At 47.4% G+C, this 20,785-nt stretch carries 15 protein-coding genes; 7 read left to right on the top strand and 8 right to left on the bottom strand.

Going from position 1 to position 20,785, the window contains the following annotated elements; genetic code table 11:
* Positions 1-94: 94 nt before the first annotated feature.
* Complete coding sequence (gene arfB, locus B9N89_RS08780; RefSeq protein ID WP_132317293.1) at positions 95-511, bottom strand: alternative ribosome rescue aminoacyl-tRNA hydrolase ArfB; 417 nt, start codon at positions 509-511, stop codon at positions 95-97.
* Between the two features lie 112 nt (positions 512-623).
* On the opposite strand from arfB, the gene B9N89_RS08775 reads away from it, so the two are divergent.
* Complete coding sequence (locus B9N89_RS08775) at positions 624-1,064, top strand: YcgN family cysteine cluster protein (protein WP_132317295.1); 441 nt, start codon at positions 624-626, stop codon at positions 1,062-1,064.
* A gap of 9 nt (positions 1,065-1,073) precedes the next feature.
* Here the strand turns inward: B9N89_RS08775 and B9N89_RS08770 are convergent, their stop codons facing one another.
* The 3 genes from B9N89_RS08770 to B9N89_RS08760 all read right to left on the bottom strand — a co-directional run bounded on the left by B9N89_RS08770 (position 1,074) and on the right by B9N89_RS08760 (position 3,848).
* Entirely contained in the window at positions 1,074-2,429 is a 1,356-nt protein-coding gene (locus B9N89_RS08770; protein ID WP_132317297.1) for a sensor histidine kinase, read from the bottom strand.
* A gap of 158 nt (positions 2,430-2,587) precedes the next feature.
* Complete coding sequence (locus tag B9N89_RS08765; protein WP_132317299.1) at positions 2,588-2,887, bottom strand: DUF2288 family protein; 300 nt, start codon at positions 2,885-2,887, stop codon at positions 2,588-2,590.
* Positions 2,888-2,975: 88 nt separating this feature from the next.
* On the bottom strand, positions 2,976-3,848 hold the full coding sequence (locus tag B9N89_RS08760; protein ID WP_132317301.1) for a hypothetical protein: 873 nt from the start codon (positions 3,846-3,848) through the stop codon (positions 2,976-2,978).
* A gap of 358 nt (positions 3,849-4,206) precedes the next feature.
* Here B9N89_RS08760 and B9N89_RS08755 point away from each other — a divergent pair, with 358 nt between their 5' ends.
* The 4 genes from B9N89_RS08755 (at position 4,207) to purL (ending at position 12,283) form a co-directional block, all read left to right on the top strand.
* Positions 4,207-6,144, top strand: a complete 1,938-nt coding sequence (locus B9N89_RS08755) for a hypothetical protein (protein WP_234996082.1) — start codon at positions 4,207-4,209, stop codon at positions 6,142-6,144.
* Between the two features lie 2 nt (positions 6,145-6,146).
* Complete coding sequence (locus B9N89_RS08750; RefSeq protein ID WP_132317305.1) at positions 6,147-7,598, top strand: UbiA family prenyltransferase; 1,452 nt, start codon at positions 6,147-6,149, stop codon at positions 7,596-7,598.
* 189 nt (positions 7,599-7,787) lie between these two features.
* Positions 7,788-8,222 carry an FKBP-type peptidyl-prolyl cis-trans isomerase gene (locus B9N89_RS08745; protein ID WP_132317307.1) on the top strand — a complete coding sequence of 145 codons (435 nt, stop codon included), beginning with the start codon at positions 7,788-7,790 and terminating at the stop codon, positions 8,220-8,222.
* A gap of 182 nt (positions 8,223-8,404) precedes the next feature.
* On the top strand, positions 8,405-12,283 hold the full coding sequence (gene purL, locus B9N89_RS08740) for a phosphoribosylformylglycinamidine synthase (protein ID WP_132317309.1): 3,879 nt from the start codon (positions 8,405-8,407) through the stop codon (positions 12,281-12,283).
* Between the two features lie 53 nt (positions 12,284-12,336).
* Here the strand turns inward: purL and B9N89_RS08735 are convergent, their stop codons facing one another.
* The 3 genes from B9N89_RS08735 to pulA form a co-directional block, all read right to left on the bottom strand.
* A complete protein-coding gene (locus B9N89_RS08735) occupies positions 12,337-13,263 on the bottom strand; it encodes a hypothetical protein (RefSeq protein ID WP_132317311.1) in 927 nt (308 codons plus the stop codon).
* Between the two features lie 551 nt (positions 13,264-13,814).
* Positions 13,815-14,900 carry a DsbA family protein gene (locus B9N89_RS08730; protein WP_132317313.1) on the bottom strand — a complete coding sequence of 362 codons (1,086 nt, stop codon included), beginning with the start codon at positions 14,898-14,900 and terminating at the stop codon, positions 13,815-13,817.
* A gap of 142 nt (positions 14,901-15,042) precedes the next feature.
* Positions 15,043-18,471, bottom strand: coding sequence for a pullulanase-type alpha-1,6-glucosidase (pulA, locus tag B9N89_RS08725; protein WP_132317315.1), 3,429 nt, complete (start codon positions 18,469-18,471; stop codon positions 15,043-15,045).
* A 183-nt stretch (positions 18,472-18,654) separates the two neighbouring features.
* On the opposite strand from pulA, the gene B9N89_RS08720 reads away from it, so the two are divergent.
* Positions 18,655-19,557 (top strand): 50S ribosomal protein L11 methyltransferase, encoded by a 903-nt coding sequence (locus tag B9N89_RS08720; protein ID WP_132317317.1) that lies wholly within the window; start codon positions 18,655-18,657, stop codon positions 19,555-19,557.
* Here B9N89_RS08720 and B9N89_RS08715 read toward each other — a convergent pair.
* Positions 19,543-19,929, bottom strand: coding sequence for a hypothetical protein (locus tag B9N89_RS08715; RefSeq protein ID WP_132317319.1), 387 nt, complete (start codon positions 19,927-19,929; stop codon positions 19,543-19,545). The two genes, B9N89_RS08720 and B9N89_RS08715, sit on opposite strands and share 15 nt — an antisense overlap.
* Before the next feature lie 193 nt (positions 19,930-20,122).
* Here B9N89_RS08715 and B9N89_RS08710 point away from each other — a divergent pair, with 193 nt between their 5' ends.
* On the top strand, positions 20,123-20,725 hold the full coding sequence (locus B9N89_RS08710) for a YceI family protein (RefSeq protein WP_159455248.1): 603 nt from the start codon (positions 20,123-20,125) through the stop codon (positions 20,723-20,725).
* The last annotated feature ends 60 nt before the right edge of the window (positions 20,726-20,785 follow it).

The following is a 20,785-nucleotide window of genomic DNA, read 5'->3' as shown; positions in this document are numbered from 1 at the left end:
TATCGGAAGTAAGTGGGAAAAGTCTATATAGCGACCCAAACCTTAACACTAAATGGCAGCACAGGTATGGTTTGGGATAAAAGTAATCGAAAGTTTAGTAGGCAATCTTCTGTCTATTTTTCTTTGTTTCTGAGCGACCTTTCTTAGCCTGTAGGCGTTTTTCCTTTGATGCTCTTGTGGGTTTCGTTGGTTTTCTTTTTTTGGCTGGTTGCCAAACCGCAAGGAGCATCTCTTTAAGTTTGTCTTCACAGTCTTTTATATTCTGTGGTCTGTCGCGATATCTTTCGCTGTGAATGATCACCTGGCCATCGCTATTAATTCGATTGCTGAAACGTTCTTCGAACCGCTTGCGAACACCTTCTGGAAGGTTGCGATTTTCGCTAAACTGCCATGATAGGATGGCTTTGCTGTTGACTTTGTTCACATTCTGGCCACCTGGCCCGGAACTGCGCGCAAATTGAAAGTCGATCTCAAGGGATGGTATATAGAAATTGTCTTTTATAACAATCACTTATTCTCTCCGGTGTGTTCTTAGTAGCCGATTCCGGCTTTCTTTATAGTAATAACCTTGCAATTACTGTTCCTTCCTAGTAGTCCTCTTTTTTCAGGAACGAGGAGACACTATGGATCAATTGCAGAAATTTTGGAAGGTCAAGACTCTTGAGCAGCTCAGCCCATCTGAGTGGGAGTCCTTATGTGATGGCTGTGGCAAATGTTGTCTCAATAAGCTTGAAGATGAAGAAACAGGTGACTTGGTGTTTACAAATGTTGCTTGCAAGCTTTTTGATAGCCAGGCTTGTCGGTGCAAGAATTATCAAAAACGTCGACGTTTCGTTCCAGATTGTCAGATTTTGACACCTAAGAAAGTTAGGCGGCTTTCTTGGTTGCCGGCAACATGCGCGTACCGCCTTGTTGCAGAGGGCAAAGATTTACCAAAATGGCATCACCTTGTTAGCGGCAACAAGCACTCTATTCACAAAGCAGGTGCTTCGGTGAAGGGGAAGGTTGTCTCTGAGGAGAGGGTTAAGGATCTTGAAGATCATGTTGTTGATTGGATCTATTGAAATTTTCAACTAGGAAGCTAGAGAACCCAAGTCGCGGTTTTCAGCTCGACTTAATCGGATTTCGAAGGTAGTGCCGGTGACACCATCCTCATTATGAGCTGATTCAATGGCAAGGCTCCCACCGTATTTTTTGATATAGGCATTGACGATCGTTAAACCGAATCCATTGCCCTGCTCTCCTAGAGTTCCCAGGCTTGAGTATTGACTTCGAGGGTCAAGAATGCGATCGCGCACAGCAGTTGGAATTCCCACACCATAGTCGCGGATACGAACCAGTACATAGGTATTTAGTGTTTGTGTCTCGATATCGATGGTTCCCCCTTCAAAACTGAACTTAATGGCATTACCGAGAAGGTTCAATAAAACTTGGTAGGCGAGACTTCGTGGTTCAGCTGCAACGAAGGCCGTTTGCTTTTCTCCAATGGTTTTGATGTTCACTTGAATTTTCTTTTGAGAGATTGCATCTTCCAGAAGGTGCAAGGCCTGCTCAATAGCTTGGTCTAAGCGCACTGGCTTCAGTGGTAAGCTCTTCTTTTCGCTGTACAGGGCTTCCAGGTCTTGAATGTGATCAAGAATCTCTCGTGTGGAATGACAGGCAGACTGTATTTTAGCAATCCATTCATTCACCTTTGCTTCCTTAAACGAGTTCCGCTTGGCGAGTAATTCTGCGTATGAATCAATCACAGCAATGGGGTTGGTGACATCGTGACAGAGAATCTTCAATAGAATTGATTTCTCTTGGATGGTCTTTTCTAATTCTCGGGCCTGACTTTCGACGATGGATTGCTGCCTTTGAAGCCGTAGCTTCGTGTGAAGGATGCCATTGAATAGCCGACGAAGGTACAAGCCAAAGGCGCCGGAAACGACTATGGCTGCAGCAGGAGTCAAGCTACCTTTGCTAATCGACTGAGTCTGGCTAAATGCGGCGGCTATCAGGCAAAGGTTCATTAGAAGTTGAGATGCAAATGCCCTCTTAAACTTGTAGCTTGAAAAAGAGGCCATAAAGATAAACATGACAGTTTCCAGCGAGTGTGGCAAAGGCTGGCTATGAGCTTGTGTTTTAAACAAGGAAAACCCTACGCAGCAGACCACCAATAGCACGAGCATCGATTCTTGGACTCGACTAGCATAGGGAAGCCTCGTGAGATAGCTTGACAATATAGTGATGCCACACATTAAAAGGCAAATCAGATAAGGCTGCCAGATAAAGCCTGGTTGTGCATAAAGGCCGACAAGTTGGGTGGTAAGAATTAGGCTTAGTGTGCAGGCATAGAAAACAGCGACGCTGCGACTATAGCTTGGGATCTGAGTCTGCTCCCATCGGCGCGTCTCGTCGCAAATTTTTAGGGTCGAGGAGATTTGCAAAATCCGTCCTTAGTCGAAATATATGATCTAAGGATCGGATTTTCCCAGGTAAAGTTCAGAAAAAATCGAAACTTTTTAGCTGGATTATCAGCTCACTGCTAAGCTATGAGAAACTCTCTCGAAAATAACCATGAAGGCAAGGCCGATGTTTTTCTGCGTCAGTTGCAACAGGGTTGCTCTTGAACCACAACAAATGGGGATACGATATTAACAAGAAACTGAGTTTGTGCGTCCTGCCAAGATTCTACTTGTGTAGCGCTCGGTGTAAGAAAGAGGCCCTGATCCATCCAAGTCTTAATAAGTGAGGCTTGGTCATTTGCTATGGCAGCTGCGGCCCGTGTGAGATCGAGTTCTGGGGCTACAAGAAAGAGTCTGCCGAATGCGAAATGACGAACAAGATCGGCCCAAGGCAACACATCTTGTTCAGCACTTAGTTTTTCTTCTAAGGTTTGTGACATAATTCCTCCGACATTTGAAGGCCTGTCTTAACCCTAATGGCTGGTAATTGCTAGAGTTGTTCTCTAAGTTGCTAAAATTAAATATCTATTATGGCATCCACCGCTTGCGGGTCCAAGCTCCCTCCGTTGGGTAACGGGTATTCTTTAGGCTACCTTCATAGCTGATGATGGTCGCCAATACGGGATCTTGGAGAACCTCAGCCACAGGTATCATGTTGCCATCAATCTCCATCATTCCAGCCACCAATCGAACTCCATGGCTATAGTCTGAATAGTAATTGCCATGGATGGTACTTAGAGGTTGGATCGCCTTGCCGTTGAGGCGATGCCAGCCGTAAATGGCGACTCTCTTTTTGCGCTTATTGAGTTTATTGCTGATCACCACGTCTTTTTTATGACCAGCAACAAGAGCGCTTTTACTATGATCTTCCATCTGAGTTTTGATTAAGTCATTGTGTTTCACAAATTGAGCTGTCCGTACCATGTGTTTTCCAGGTGCGAAGGTCGACGGCTTTAATTTCACCTCAGCTTGTTGGTACACAAGGTCAACGATCTTGGCTGTCGGCAACACGCAGGCAAAGTGATCTGCAACCCGTTGTGCTGTGATTGGATTCATCGGGACCCTGATAAAATCCGAATTGCTTCCTACCGCAAGATAATCTGGAGTCACCCATAGGGTTGCCTTAACTGTACGACCAGTTTTTAATCGATGATTGATATCGATGGGAACAAAGTTTTTCAGGTGGCTGGGAATATTTCCTCGCCGGAGTTCCCTTAAAATGCGAATTTCTCGTTGATACTCATTGACTCCATTTAGCTGACTGATAAATTCTTTACCTGTAGGATAGCTACTGTCGCGGTCGGGAATCGCAATCGGGACGGGAGGTCCCACCAGCGTTGCACATCCTGATAAAATGTAAGAAAGTAGAACCCATCCTAGGATCTGGTGAACGAGTGCCATCTGATCACTCCTCAATGCAGTTAACAATGTTTACAATTCTAAAAAATTTTTTTCTAAAAATCTTGGGTAGGATTGCCCGGTTATCGCTTTATTTCCAACTAATCAATGCAGTAAGTCTAAAGATATGAAGGAATACCAACGATAGGCCTGGAGAAGAGGAAATAAGGTGTTCCTTTTCGAATTATTTGATGGGCTTATGGTGGTTCGTCGAAGTTCGAGCTAGAGATTTTATGAGCGGATTTATTCGATGCTAAGATGCATGTGGTCTCGTTACATAGGCTTAGAGTTCATGCTGACGTTTTACGTCTTCAGTTGGAACTTCCCCTGTTTCGCAGAGGGTAGGAGCCTAGAGTCAGACGTGCTCGAAACATCTTCAACAGATGTAGTGTTGGAGCAGAGTAGCCAGCTGTCTCAGAATCGGGACGAATCAGATAACGACCTACCCGCCGACGCCCCAACCAATGAAAGACTCGATCCAGATACCTACCAAGCCTTCGGAACAATGTCACTCAAGGCCCAAGCCAAGCCTCGAAAAAATGAATGTGATCCCAGCAACGCTGATGTTTTCTGTAATCTTGAAGATTTAGGGGGGCAAGCAGTTCAGGGCGCTCCTGTTCTAACAGCGCCCAGTGAGCGAAAGGTAAGAAAGAAATTATCGATCATTGACATCCAGCCGTATCAGGAGAGTGAGAAGATTACGATCATGGGCAAGGGTAACGCCCGTGGTGAAGTACAGTTGATCAACCTCAATCCAAAAGTGAATCTCTGGTACTTGGTTAGGATTTTTTGGCCCCATCAGAAAGACCATGAGTGGTATCACCTGCAAACTATCTCTCCTGAGATTCAGAAATTAAGCCTGGACTCAAGCTTTCCAAATGGAATCGTGATCACTGAAGGTCAAGAGACTCACTCTTGCGAGCTTTGGGCTTCGAACGGTGCAGAAATTAAGTTGGCGTCTTTTAAAAAGAAGCCCTATACCCTTTTGTGTGATGAAAAGATTTATCTCAGGCAGAAAATCGAGGGCTATCGCACCACAAAAGAGTGGGTTGTGGAGTTTCTCCGCGATCGCGTTTGGGGCGGAGAAGCCATTACCGAGCTTGTCAAGAACACCTTATACAAAGACCGCTACCTTATTGATGCCAAGGTCAGTGACACCGCGGAGGCGGCCACAAGTGCTAAACGTGGTTACGGGATTCCACAGGCTGCCGTGCTGGCACCAGAATATCAAAGCAAGCTTGTTCAGGCGGAAGAACTTGGAATAGCAATCAAGAATGTTAAGCCCGAAGAAGCAGTTCAACTCGGTGAGTGGTATCCAGCAAAAAACCACAGCGGAGTATTTATCAGTGTTCTTGAAGCCGAAGCGATTTCTGAGGAGATTCTTAAAAGTCATGGCCACTATGTCAAGGGCCTCGGACCAGTGGAGAAAAGTGCTGTCAACTATCTAATTGCGTTTGATATGACCCGCTTTGATTTGAACTTCGCAGTCGGTACTGAACACCCGAGAGTCGGCTGGTCAGGTCGAGTTCGGAAGGCCGATCGTGATCTTAGCATACCCGGACCTGATGGCTTCGACACCATTGAGCCTATTGCTCCTACCGGCTTGATCCCTCCTGAGATCGGAAAGCTTGTGGCGGCGACATTTACCGGTGGCTTCAAACGCAGTCATGGCGCGTTTAAGTGGGGTAAGTTGTCCAAGGAGAACTTTGGCACTCACTACGGCTTCATCCAAAATGGAGTCATATTTAGCAAGATGCAAGAGCAGCTGGCAACCATGATCATCTATCAGGATGGTCGAATCGATATGAAAACTTGGGAGTCTTCGGATAATTTGAATCTTGGCTCTATCAAACATGCTCGTCAAAACGGAGTCCCAGTCATCAAGTTTGATGAGGAGGCTTTGAAAGGAGTGCCTGGGGACTATGTGAGTAACTGGACCTTAGGTAATTGGTCGGGGTCACAAGACCGGGAATTCAGGACCCTGCGTGCTGGTATGTGTCTTACAAGACAGGGTGATAAGCAATTTCTGATCTATGGCTACTTCTCTAGCGTAACACCCACTGCCATGGCACGTATCTTTCAAGCCTACAGCTGTGACTATGGGATGCATCTTGATATGAATGCCCTAGAACATACTTACTTGGCTCTCTATCCACAGAATAAATCCAAGGGCAATGTTCCGGAGCAGCTAGTCAAGGGTATGAAGGTACTCGACCAACGGTTTAAAGGCAATGTGCCGCGTTTTATTGGTTATCCCGATAACCGTGACTACTTCTACCTCACACCACGTGGGGGTTAAGGGTGAAGAAGCTCCAGTTGATCAAGTCGATGGAACGCCACCCTCTTTGTGTCGACCTCGATGGAACTCTCGTTAAAACTGACTGTCTCATTGAGGCCATTTTTGTGCTCTTGCGAAAAAACTATCTGTTTCTCTTCCTTTTCCCAAGTTGGCTCCTGAAGGGACGACTCCATTTTAAGTTTCAAGTTTTTCGTCATGCTGATCTGGATCCCGCGAGCCTTCCCTACAATCCCGATGTGCTTGCTTTGATATCAGAGCAACGAGAGGCTGGCAGACCCGTGGTGCTGGCTACGGCTAGCCCCTACCTTATTGCGGAAAATGTCGCCCAGTATCTGGGCTTATTTACTAGCGTACTGGCATCAGATGAGACAAGAAACCTGAAGGGAGAGGCCAAGGCTCAACTCCTTGCAGATAAGTTTGGAGAGAAGGGATTCGACTATATCGGTGATAGCGCCGCAGATATTGCTGTATGGCAACGGTCGGAGAAGGCTTTCTTAGTAAATCCATCACGGAAGACCCAGCGCCGTGCCGCCAAGGTTGCAAATATCGAGAAGACGTTCTCACCGTCAAGGGGGTTGCTAAGACTAATAGTCAAGCAGGTAAGGGCTCATCAATGGGCTAAAAATATATTGATTTTTTTACCGATGTTCATGTCCTATCGCTTTATTGAACTTGGGATTTGGGCTACCTGCCTCCATGCCTTCTTTGCGTTTTCAGCTTTATCTTCCTGCGTGTACATTCTCAATGATTTGTTAGATCTTGAATCGGATCGAAGACACCCAGATAACAGGAACCGGCCATTTGCAAGTGGCGACCTTCCTCTTCAGTGGGGAGCGATTCTTTTTCCGAGTCTTTTGCTATTGGGCATCACTCTTTCAGCCACGGTTTCCCTAGAATTCCTAGCGTTAATTATTGGCTACTTCGTGCTTACGACGGCCTATTCTCTTCGTCTGAAGCAAGTGGTTCTAGCCGATATTTTAATCTTGGCGAGTCTTTATTCATGGCGTGTCATTGCTGGTGCAGTCGCCTGCCAGATTCCATTGTCAGAATGGTTTGTGATCTTTGCCATATTCTTCTTTTTAAGCCTGGCATTGGTGAAGCGTTGTTCGGAATTGATTTTGATGGCTAAGGCCAAGATGGGAAAAAACTCACGGCGAGGTTATTTGGTTAGCGATCTGCCCCTCTTACTGGCCTTTGGGGTGTCCAGTGGCTACCTATCGGTTCTTGTCCTGGCGCTCTATCTAAGCACTCCAGAAGTCCATAATATCAATGAAAATCCTAGGGTCCTATGGGGAGCTTTGCCGTTCATACTCTATTGGATATCTAGGGTATGGTTGAAGGCCTTTCGCGGTGAAATGCCTTCCGACCCTTTGGTCTTTGCAATCAAAGATCGAATGAGTTACAGCCTGATTATCATGATTGCCGGGCTGTGGTTGATTGCTCGTGGATTTTAAAGGGCCCAACAGACACCATTGAGACCCTGGAACGCTATACAAAGTTTCGATACACTATACATTCCGATGATGTCTGCTGGGAACTGACCTTACAATCAGAACGAATTAGACTCGTGAATCAGAATTTATTGCAGCCTTTGTGGACAGCAATGAACCTCTATGCTAGTAGTGGGGTCGTATTGAGGAGTTATGATGATTGTTGCTGGGAAAATAGTTTCAATAGCCTATCAGGTTCGGTCTGAGGATGGTCAGGTCATTGATGCTTCAAGTCATGAAGATCCCTGGGTCTTTACCCATGGAGATGGCCAGATGGTTAAGGGTGTCGAAAGGGCACTTTTGGGTCACGAGGTCGGTGATAAGCTTGACTTGGTGCTAGCGCCAGAAGATGCCTATGGTGAGCGTGACCCCGATCTAACCAGCTATGTGAGCAAAACGCAGTTTTCGCAAATCGATCTCCTCGAACCGGGAACTCCCGTTTTTACTGACGTTGACGACCAGAGAGTTCTCGTCACGGTCAAGGAAGTGAAGGAAGATAAGGTTCTACTCGATATGAATCACCCCTTAGCGGGTCAGACCTTACAGTTTTCCGTAGAAGTGCTATCAGTTCGTGAGCCATCGAAATAGGTTCACGTAAAATCAGTCCAGGTGGGTGCGAGAAACACCTTAAGAATCCTTGTCGTCAAAACCCATGAATCCCATTCTACATCTAAAAATTATATAAAATATATCTGATATCCTGTTTACTTTAGTGGCTATTTGCATATACTCACCGACGTTTATAGGCCCCTATAGCAGAGAGAAACACTATGTTAGTACTACGTGGTTCACCATCCTTATCACAGGCTGATCAGGCTAAGCTAAAGGATCGTTTCCTTCGTCGCGACTTGCCATTGACTCACTTATATAGTGAATTTGTGCACTTTGTTGATGTGGCGGAGGAGCTTTCACCTGATCATTTGGCAACCTTAGAGAACCTCCTGAAATACGGTCCTCGCCAAGCATCCGAAACCCCTCGTGGAAAGCTGATTTTGATAGTCCCCCGTCGTGGAACTATCTCACCCTGGTCTTCAAAAGCTAGCGATATCGCACACAATACCGGACTTTCTGCGGTACGACGTATCGAGCGCGGCCTCGCTTATTACATTGAAGCGGATCTCGATCAGGAGCAGTGGCAAGAGGTCAAGTCGCTTCTTCATGATCGCATGGTAGAAGATGTCTTAGAACAGCTTGATGATGCTCGGGTGCTTTTTACCCATCAAGACCCGAAGCCGCTCTCTACCATCGATATGTTAGAACGAGGAAAACAAGCACTCTTGGAAGCCAATCGTAGCCTAGGATTGGCATTGGCACCTGATGAGATAGACTATCTCTATGAGCGGTTCTTAGAGCTGGGGCGCAATCCTAGCGATGTCGAGCTGATGATGTTTGCGCAAGCTAACTCAGAACATTGTCGCCATAAGATCTTTAATGCCCAGTGGACGATTGATGGCGAGGCGCAGGAGCGCTCTCTATTCCAGATGATTAAGAATACCTATCAGGTGACCCCGGAATATGTGCTTTCAGCCTACAAGGATAACGCAGCTGTTATGGAAGGTGGGCTAGGGCAGCGCTTCTTTTCGGATGCAGAAACCGGGGCCTATGGGTATTCTGAAGAATCCATAGATATTCTCATGAAAGTTGAAACCCATAATCACCCCACAGCGATATCTCCATTTCCTGGAGCAGCAACTGGGTCCGGTGGGGAAATAAGAGATGAGGGAGCTACAGGGCGCGGTGCTAAGCCAAAGGCTGGGCTCACCGGGTTTTCGGTGTCTAACCTGAACTTGCCTGATCATCCACAGCCCTGGGAAGGTGATTTTGGTAAGCCCAATCGCATCGTTTCAGCTTTCGACATTATGATTGAAGGGCCCTTGGGTGCTGCGGCATTCAACAATGAATTTGGTCGCCCTAATCTTCTGGGCTACTTTCGGACCTTTGAAGAAGCTGTTGAAGGCCCTAACGGTTTAGAAGTTCGAGGCTATCACAAGCCGATTATGATCGCTGGGGGCTTAGGTAATATCCGTCGCGAGCATGTGCAGAAGAAGCCATTCCCTGGTGGAACTCATATTGTAGTTCTGGGTGGACCAGCAATGCTGATCGGTCTTGGTGGTGGTGCCGCATCATCTGTGGCTTCTGGAGAGGGGAGTGAGGATCTTGACTTTGCGTCGGTCCAAAGGGGAAACCCAGAGATGGAGAGGCGCTGTCAGGAAGTGATCGATCGCTGCTGGTCCCTTGGCTCTACAAACCCCATTGCCTTTATCCACGACGTCGGTGCTGGAGGTTTGTCCAATGCTTTGCCGGAAATTATTCATGATGCAGAGCGTGGCGGTCGCTTCGAGATTCGGCGCATTCCTTCTGATGAACCCGGAATGTCGCCACTTGAAATTTGGTGCAACGAGTCCCAAGAACGCTATGTTTTAGCCATTGAAGATAAAGACCTCGCAGCATTCCAATCTATCTGCGAACGAGAACGGTGCCCATTCGCGATTGTTGGGCAAGCGATCGAACAAGCCAGCCTATCCCTTAGTGACGAGCACTTTAAAAACCAAGCTATTGATCTACCCATGGATGTCTTATTCGGCAAGCCGCCGAAGATGAATCGCGAGGTGGTCCGTCTGAAGGCTAGTGGCGACGCCTTCGATAGCGAGCGGGTTGATCTTAAAGAAGCCGCTGAGCGCCTTTTGCGCTTGCCGACCATTGCCGATAAAACCTTTTTGATCAGCATTGGTGATCGAACAGTGACAGGCTTGGTAGCTAGAGACCAAATGGTAGGACCTTGGCAGGTGCCGGTAGCTGATGCTGCTGTGACGGTCAGTGACTACAAAGGCTATACCGGTGAGGCGATGGCGATGGGTGAGCGTGCGCCGATTGCCTTATTGAATCATGGTGCCTCGGCACGGATGGCTGTTGGTGAAGCGATTACGAATATTATGGGCGCTTCGATTGATGGTCTAGAGCGAATCAAGCTCTCGGCGAACTGGCAAGCTGCAACCGATCATCCAGGGGAAGGAGCGGGTCTGTATGAAGCTGTGCAAGCTATCGGCATGGAGCTATGCCCAGCCTTAGGGCTAACCATACCTGTGGGTAAAGATTCGATGTCGATGAAAACTAGCTGGCAAGAAAATGGCGAGGAACGTTCCGTAACCGCTCCTTTGTCACTGGTGATATCAGCTTTTGCACCCTGCACCGATGTCAGAAAAACTCTGACCCCTGAATTGAAGCGCTTTTCTGAGCCTTCAGACTTGCTATTGATTGATCTCGGTCAGGGCAAGAATAGGCTTGGAGGCTCTTGTCTAGCTCAAGTTTATCGCAAGCTAGGCAAAAACCCGCCAGATATCGATGACCCCATGCTTTTGAAAAATATGTTTTTGGCAATTCAAGATCTCAATAAGCAAGGGCTGGTACACGCCTTTCACGATCGTTCCGATGGTGGCTTGTTCGTAACGGCTCTTGAGATGGCTTTTTCTGGGGCAACAGGTCTCGACATTCAACTATCTCAGCTAGATGATCGAGTTCAGAGGGCTCTATTTAGTGAGGAACTGGGAGCCCTAATTCAGATAAAGCGCAGCGATCGGGAACGTGTTTTAGCGGTCATCAGTGCTTATGGGCTTAGTTCTTGTAGTCACCTGGTCGGCTCGCTTCGCGACGACAATCGAATTGTATTCCTAAATGGTCAAGATGAAGTTCTTGCTGATGACCGGATGGTCTTTCGAAAGTTATGGTCTGAAACTAGCTGGGCCATGCAATCTCACAGAGACAATCCTAAAAGTGCTGAGCAAGAGTATCAGGCTAAGCTAGATCCTAAGGATCCAGGCTTAAATTGTGTCGTGAGTTTCGACCCTAGTGACTACCAGAGCTATTCTAGTGCGCGCCCGCGGGTGGCGATCTTAAGAGAGCAGGGTGTCAATGGCCAGGTAGAGATGGCAGCTGCATTCGAACGGGCGGGCTTTGAAGCTATCGATGTTCATATGAGCGATCTTCTGAGTGGGCGTCAGTCCCTCGGGACGTTTCAAGGACTGGTTGCCTGTGGTGGATTCTCTTATGGAGATGTCCTGGGGGCAGGTGAGGGATGGGCTAAAACCATTCTGTATCATCAGGGCTTGAAGGAGCAGTTCCAAAGCTTCTTCCACCGATTAGATACGTTTTCTCTTGGAATCTGTAACGGTTGCCAAATGATATCTAATCTTAAGGGAATTATCCCGGGTGCAAGTCACTGGCCGCGGTTTGTCAAAAATCAATCGGATCGTTTTGAAGCTCGATTCAGCCTAGTAAAAATCGAAGAGTCGTCGTCGCTATTCCTAAAAGGAATGGCTGGCTCTCAAATTCCCATCGCCGTTGCTCACGGTGAGGGGTTTGCTGAGTTTGAAGATGAACAGCATTTAAACCAAGCCAAAGCCCATGTAGCTCTATCGTATGTTGACCATTACGGCCAAACAACAGAACGCTATCCCTTCAATCCCAATGGTTCACCTGCGGGAATTACCGGGTTAAGTAGTGAGGATGGTCGGGTCTTAATCATGATGCCACACCCTGAAAGGGTATTCCGGACGGTACAAAACTCTTGGCATCCTGAAAACTGGGGTGAAGACGGCCCATGGGTGAAGTTGTTCCGTAACGCCCGAGAGTGGTGTGAAGAAAACTGTTGAACCGGACTATGATGCCGAAGTCTCCATCAGTGGAGCTTCGGCATTGTGGTTTCTTAGCTTTTAGGGCTTGTTCCTTGCAAGGAAGCTGTAAATTGCTTTTTAGGTGCAGCGAGTCGGCCCTCGTCGCTGATCAATCGCCAGCTATAGCGACCGCTGATAATGCGGTTTAGGTTGACTAGCTCTCGATGATTTCCCATTTGCAGAAATGCCCAGTTGCTTACCATACGGATACCGTGGCTATAGTCTGCGTAGCCAGCGCCGTGCACCGTGCTTAGAGGCTGGATGGGGCGGCTGCTTTCTAGCTTATGCCAACCAAATATGGCGATAGCCCGCGGCTTTCTATAGAGCTTGCGAGTTTGAACCACATCTTTCTTATGTCCAGCTACTAGCTCTCCCGGTTGATCCTGGTGGCGAACTAACTGGGATTGAATGGTGTGGTTGTGTTGGGTAAAGTACTGGGTCGAAGTCATTTTAGGGCCAGGTGCCATCGGACGTGGTCGTAATTTGATCTCGGCTTGATGGTATATCGTATCCACCATCTTCCTTGTGGGAAGCATAAAATCGAAGGTGTTAGTGATACGCTTCGCGCTATATAGATTCAGAGGAACTCGAACGTAATCCCGATCAGAGCCGACTGCCAAGTAGTCTGGCATTACGTAGGTGGTAAGGGTCCAGGTGCGTCCCTTCCAATCGCGATGTTCGTAGGTTACAGGTTTCAGATCTCTCAGGAAGCTTGGGAAGTTCCCCGCCATTATTTGATCGACGATTGCTCGTTCTCGATCCATACCCGACAGATGCCGGATGGAACGGATAAACTCAGAGCCAGACAAGGCATTCGATGCCCTTGCGGGTAGGAGCTGCAGTGCTTGTCCTGGGATTCCAAAAGTTTGAGAGTCTTTGGATTGACTCCATGCGTGGGGTGCGGCGGAAGCCTGCAACAACAAAGCCGTTGCCATGACAGTTGCTGCAATTGCTTTCATAAGTAGAATCCTTACCTAGAGGTTACAATGGGGGTAGCCAGCTGCGATAGACTACGTCTCTAATTGTTCATATCCTCTAGATGTGTATGTTAATCGTCTCTTTATTGCAAGTAAATTAGACGTACTATAAATGTAGGGGATAGTCACCACTTACAGAGGCTTATTAAATTCTTGTGATAATTATGACTTAGGCGTAAAGGTGGGGGCTCAAGATTTCCTTGGTCATTTCCGATGAGGGGAGCGCCCGGGAGCAGATAACGACGTGTTTCCCAAGCCACATCGGTAACGATCGACGACCCTGCAAGCTTAGCAATCGCTTTTCTTTTTCTTAATATATTGAAAATATTTAACTCTTTTTATTTCTCTGCGGTAAGGTTCTAACAATACCCAAGGGAAATAAAGTCAGCATGGGAAAGTTCATAGATTCCTAACAAAAAATGGTGAGGATAGGATTCGATTTGGAGGCTCATCGAGCTTAGTGGGAGGCTGCGAAGACGCAAAAAAAGAGTCCCTAAGTAGGGACTCTTCAATAAAATTAGATTCTTAAACCTCTAGTTTGTAGACATTTGCTTCAGGCTATCCTTGATAGCTGCTGTCACATCACCACCGTGAGGCATAGAGATACGGCGGTTGTTCAAGAAAAACGTTGGGGTTCCGGTGACTCCCAGTGATGCGATCAGTTCGTTGGTGGACTTCACGAACTCTTTAGGGGCGGGAGTTCCCATGCAGGTTTCGAACTTCCCTGTGTCAATTCCAGCAGTTTTAGCGACTTCCATCGCCTTAGCCGCGTCGGCGGAGTCGTTCATAGAGCCCCATTTACCTTCGAAGGCGGCATTGTGGTATTTCCAGAATTGCTCTTGGCCTTGCTGTGCAGCACAGAAGCCACCTTCAATAAGAGAGCCGCTGAGCTTGTCGGGGCGGAGCGCGAAGTTGATCTGCACCAGCCGAATGTCGCTACCAAGATCTTTCATTGCCTGTTTCACAGAGCTATGGATCTGCTGACAGTGAGGACAAAGATAGTCTGAGATTTCGACCAATACATTCTTGGCACTTGCCTCACCCATGCTAGGATATTTTTCCACTGGAATAGAAACTACAGGTGCGATGGGCGCGCGAACCAAAAGCTTGATCTTGCCATCGTGCTCCAGGTCATGCCATTTTTCTTGGAAGCCTTCGCCCTTTTTCTGTTGCTTCATGAACATAGCAATGCGGTCTTTAAACTGCTCGAAGTTAGCATTAGGCGGAAGGCGTGCCTTATTCTCTTCAAAGAACGCTTTCATATCGGCATCAGATACAGTTGGTTCGGGTAGAAGCTCGTCTAACGGTGGCAGCTTGGATAGGTCGCTTTTGTCCTTGGCTAAGGCAATCCTCAAGGCTTGCTCTTTTAAAATACCTTCTTTTTTGTGAAAGCTTTCCCGCTCCACATTATATAGCTTGCTTTGAAAGTCGGAACCTAAATCGTCTCGGCCATAGGTCTTGCCTTCAATCATAAAAAGTTGGGATGATCCGCCTTCGGCACAGGCTTGAATCCCTTTCACTGCTTCTGATTTTCCTTGATTGCTACCTGCGAGATAGCCCACTGTGCCACCGATTCCAAGACCCCCAATCAAGAGAGTCGCCAAAAGACCAGCGTTCATACTCTGACTCCAACTTCAACTTTGTTTGCGATTACGTCTCAAATTTGCAAGAACGTCAGCAGGGAGAAACTTTATTTCTCCCCTCAAATCTGACGGTCTCGATTGTATAAATGATCACTTTAAACTAAATTGAAGGCGTCGACTACCGACAATCTGACTGTTGCTTCTTCACCATGACGGCTATACTACGCCCGGGAACCGTTACACGTTGATTAGTGAAGCTGAGATCAGGATTGAAGCTGTGAAGGCTAAAACCTCCACTTGGCATGGCGACGTCCTGCCCCTCGGAGCCTACGTTAAACAAGATGAGAAATTCCTCAACATTGCTATCCAGGTCTGCCAATGCACAGGAGTCGAGAATAGACATGGCAATTAAGCCCGGGGTTTGCTGCGGTCCTGTGTTGCTGAAGCGAACGCGCTGATTGACATCCTCACCAGTTCGAAGCCGGAAAAGTGGGCTTTCGTAGCGTAGTGCTAAAAGTTTTCTAACATAAGCTGCCATTTCTAGGACTTGCTCTTGGCTCGGGCCTTCTGGAACATCGTCTAACACTTTGCGGAACAACTCCCAGTTTTGGCCATCTTTATCGGCGCGAGGCAGGCCTTTATTCCACACCGTCGTAGCACCAGTGTAATCCACTTTGTTGAACCAGTCTCCGGAGTCAAAGCTGTCACGATTTAAGGACTTTGAGCGAAGCAGATCTGAGCCCAACTGGAAGAAGGGAATGCCCTGAGCGAGGAGATTGAAGGAGAAGCCGATTTTTTGAGCAGCAACCCGTTCTTCAGAGCTTGCACCCAGAGGCAGTTTCAATTGATTGATGTCCCATAAAGTCTGATTATCGTGCTTGGAAATATAGTTGATAGTTTCAAACGGGTCTGCTGTATAGGCAGTCGGAACTCCAAAATATGAAACTTCGTCGGCACGCTTCTCTTGGCCATAACGGTCGACAATGGGGAATGATCGTATGCTACCAGCAAGTCCGACGCGAAGCCGATCAGCCAAGTCCTGATAGCCGATGACTTGCTGCTCTTGCGGAGCTCCTTGCCAGTGATCGGCAATGGAGCAGTCTGTGCCAAGACCAGTAGACTCTTGCAGTCCACCCCACTCATTGGTGTCCACTAACAAGCCGTTGCCAAGACCTTGCTGGACAAGCAGATAGCCGCAATCAAAGGCTCCACCGCCGCGAATGGCGTCGCGCATGCGGTCGTTAAACGACCCGATTCCAGTTTCGAACATATTTAGCTGGGTTGCATTGGTACCTCTTTGGTTGTTGGCGACTTCGCCGAAGTTCCAGCCTTCGCCATAGAGGTAAACTTGGTCGCCAAGGATCTCTCGGGCTTTTACAAGGTTGGATTTCATGTGATGACCCATGAGATCGAAGCGAAAGGCATCGACTTTATACTGATCGGCCCATTGCTCTAGGGTATCGATCATGAGCTTTTCCATCATGATGTGTTCTGTAGCTGTATTTTCGCAGCAGCTGGAATTGGCAACCTTGCCACTGATCGGATCACGGCGGTGATAGTAGCCCGGTACCGTTTTATCCAGGACACTGTTTTCAAACAACTTAGAAGCATTGGTGTGATTGTAGACCACGTCTAGAGAGAAGCGAAGGCCGAGGTCCCAAAGCCCTTTCACCATTCGGCGAAACTCAAGAATACGCTGCGGACCGTCGGGATCACTAGAATAGCTACCTTCAGGGGCCCCAAAAACCATCGGGTCGTAACCCCAATTGAAGCCATCTCGGTTCCGAAGTAGGGCATTTAGCTCTTGGATATCGCCATTAGATTTGCTAGCTGCTGCGAAAACCTCGCGAAAGGTTTTTCCTGCATTATCGACGCAAAGCTTTGGGGGATTCTCTGGCCCACAAACTTTGTCAATGGGATCGTCGAGGTTTACCTGCTCCGACCGTTTCTCGTTGACTGTCGCAAAGTCAGCAGCTGGGAGAACTTGAACGTGGCTCAGCCCAGCATCCGCAAGGCCTTTCAGATGAGACATACCATCGCTTAGTGGGGCTGTCGCGTCGAAGGCGGTGTAGAGCCCGCGCTGCTCAGGTGCTACCGATAAATCAGCAATGGAAAAATCGCGGATATGAACCTCGTACACGCTGATATCGGAGGGGTGAATGCCTGGTTTCTTGATCTTGTCCCAACCTTGTGGCTTAAGGTCTGCAGCATTCAAGTCGACGATTTGGGAGTATTTAGAATTAGTGCTCAAGCTAAGAGAATAGGGATCGATAACTTCGTAGGTTTCAATCTGATCTGAGAAGTAATGATAGGTTTGGATACGATAGCGGTAGAAAGGCCGATCTACTAACCATTGAGTATTGCCAGTCGCGCTCCAGACTCCATCAGCAGCTTCTGTCATAACTTGGGTGCCCAGTAGTGATTTGTCTTGGTTGTAAAGCATCAACTCTACTGTTTGTGCGGTGGGAGCCCAAAGCCTTAGAACAGGTGATCCTTTGTCGATACTAAGGCCAAGAGTTTTCTGGCTGCTGAATTCTTGATCAAGAAGTCCTGGCATCTGAACTTGGGTTGCAGAAAGAACTCGTTGCTTACTATCGAGAGCGACAGCGACAAGCTGAGACTTTACGATCTGCTTGAGAGACTCATCGGTGATAGCGCTAAGCTTGAAGGTTCGAAAGTCATTAAGGTGGGGAAACTTTGAATCTGCACTGAGAGACATCGGTTCAAGAGCAATCGCTTCGCCGCCTTTAACTTCCAAGGATGAAAAATCAACTGTGATATTACTACTTGGGCTATAGCGTAGTTCGAAGCTACTACCGACGTTCACGGGTAGATTCCATCGGATGGTTTCCCTATCTGTCCAATGAGCAGCGGCATCTGTAATGGTTGGCGGATTGGGGCAAGGCTGAAAGTCAGGGCTACAGGCAACAACTGGCTGACCCTTTTTAATAAAGTATAAACGACCTTGAAGCTGGGGATACACGACGAGATCGTTTTCTGTAGACTTCTCCGCACCGCGATGGACCACAAGCCCCATTTTTGTTGGAAATGCTTCATAGGCTGGTGGAGCGGCTGAGTAGCCGTCATTTGGAGGTAGGTCGAGAGTAAACTGGAGGCCGAGTTCAGGAGCAGTAGAGTTTTGAGTAAATGGCTCCTGCCAATTTGTCCAGTTCGTGCCGGTGTTCTGATCCCACAGGTGGAGTCCCCAATCTGTGTAATCTCCATCTGGGTCGTTATAGAAAACAACCATTTGGTTCTTGCTAGGAATGACAGGTGGAGCTAGTTCGAAAACGGTATTGGAAGCCTCGTAGGTCCAGAATTCCCGCTGATTGCTTGGGAGAATGTACTGTAAAGTTTTGCCATTTTGATTCCTTACTTCTATAGTGAGGTCCTTCTTATTACTGGCTTTGAGCTTGAAAATGTAGCCGAAATCATCAGATCCTGTTGATTCGACGCTGCCATTGATGCTAGAAACTTGCCACTGGTCGGCTGGAAAGTGGTTATGAAAGTGGAGTGTGACTCGATAGCTTTTCTTTGTTTCACAAGCGCTGAACAGCAAGAAAATAGGTAAAATTACAAGAAAATAGAGACATTTCGTTCGGTTCATAAGAACTACCTGCTTAGTTGATCGATTGACGACTATACTTATAGAAAATTTACGACATTGATTCAACAAGGCTACGACGAAAGGTGTTTACAGTGAGCATATTTTCTTGGCTATTTTAAACGACTATGTGCCACTTATAAATTTGATCGCCCGTTTAAGTCTGCTACTAGGAAGAAAAATCTGATGTCCAGAACATACGAACTAAATATTTACTGTGAAGACAAGCCTGCCCTAAAGTTGATGTTGGATGCTGCAGGTTATGATGACTATGTGGATGCTTCATTCGACGCCTTAGATCTCAGCGACCAAGGGTCAGAGGCGGTGATCGATACCATGCTGGAACGCGAAGGCTCACTACCTCTTACCCTATATTTTGAGTCTCTTGAGGGCAGGCAGGAGTGTGAGCGGTGTCTAGCTGATGGCGAACTCGCGCTGCGCTTAGAGCGCCGTGATTTTGATAGCAAGATCTGGCAAACCGCCTGGGAAGAGAAAGAAGAAAATTTCGAAACAGATCATTTCGTTGTCATGGTAGATGATGCTCCTCCTACAGCGACTGCGAAACATATATTAAAAATTCGGTCCCAAGGAGCCTTTGGTTCGGGGCAGCATGCCACGACTAAAGCTATCCTGAGACTCATGGAAACAGAAAGGCCATCAAGTCCCAGTGCTTGTTTAGATGTGGGAACGGGTACAGGGATTCTGGCTATCGCTGCTGAAAAGCTGGGGTATACGCAGGTCGTCGCTACGGATATCGAAGAGACAGCCATTGCTTCAGCTCAGGGGAACCGTAGTTTGAATCATGCAAGTTTTAGCCTTATCCTAGGCTCTCTGCCAGAAGGTCAGCAGCAGTTTGATCTGATCGTATCCAATATTCTGCCACCGGTGATTAATAATATGTTGGACGACTTTTTCCGCAGGTTAAAGCCGGGCGGGCGTGTTATCCTTGCTGGGTTTAATGAGGCGAATGCCGCGACAGTTCACCAAGATGCCCAAGACGCAGGCTTCGCTTTTGCTACACAAGTTTCCGAGCGGGGCTGGCTTGCTAGCGCTTTTGATAAGCCAATTTTGAGACTAGGGCTTTACTAGATAGGGGTGGCGTAGTTCCTCGGTCTTTCCATTTTGTTCGATGGTTACCTTTAAGACCCAATCGCCAGGCATATGGAGCTTGACTCCATTTATGATCACACCCTTGCCATCTTTGCTAGGGCTTGGTTTCGTGGGCTTCACCACCATGCCGTGATCATGATCGGGCATCTCTGCATCAAAGCTTAGTATCTTGATCCCTTTCGATTTCGGGACTAGCTTGACGCTGGTGACCTTCTTCTTCTGCAGGCTTGGTTTGCCATATACTTCGATCGTTTGCTTGTCCTTCAAGACGATGGTGGTGTCCTTGTGGAATGACTTTCCAAATCCGGCTGTTGCCAGTGAGAGAAGGGCTAAAAAAACCGCAAGTTTCACGGATGTCTCCTGAGTCACGATGATAGACCAAGGCTCACTATGGCAGAAGGCGATCATCTCGTCCAGAGCAATTCAAGGGATTGTCGCGGTCAGGGCAGTTCCAGTGAAATGACTTGCAAGACACTGATCTTAGATCCAAAATGGAGGCGTTTTATATGTATCAATCATCACAAGTCTGATGTGGAGGACTTATATGAAGGCCGTGAAATTAGGATTTCTATTTGCAACTATCGCTCTGTTTCTTGCTCCCGTAAGCTATGGCAAGACCTGCTACTACCAAGCTCCCCAGAAAGACTTTAAGGTGACCTGGACTGGCTTTAAGTTCACTTCAAAAGCCCCTGTCAGTGGTTCTTTTGACGAGGTTTATTTAGAGCAGGGTAAAAAAGCCAAGAGTGTTAAGAGCCTCATGAACTCTTTAAAAGTAAAAATAGCGTCTGCTTCGATCAACTCCAACCTTCCGGCACGAGATAAGAAACTTGCCATGTTTATCTTCGGTCCCATAAAAAATTCTGGCTGGGTTCACGGTCGGGTTAAAAAGTTTGACGGTAAGATGGCAACCATAGAGCTGGACTTGAACGGCAAGAAGGTGGCATTACCTTTTACCGTAAAACAATCTTCTCCCTCTAAGTACGAGTTGAAAGGCCAGATGACCTTTGCTCAATTTGGAATGATGTCAAGTTTCAAGGCTATCGCTGATGCTTGCAAGGACTTGCATACTGGCCCCGATAAAGTGGCTAAAACTTGGGAGATCGTTGACCTCAAAGTTGATGTAGCAGTTAACGAAAGCTGTAGCTAGAACTTTATCCCAAGAGCGCCTGATCTGCTGGGAATGATGATCCAAAATCTCACCGAATTT

Origin of the sequence: Pseudobacteriovorax antillogorgiicola (assembly GCF_900177345.1) — a bacterium.
Lineage (GTDB): Bacteria > Bdellovibrionota_B > Oligoflexia > Oligoflexales > Oligoflexaceae > Pseudobacteriovorax > Pseudobacteriovorax antillogorgiicola.
This window is presented reverse-complemented; position numbering and strand designations above follow the sequence as displayed.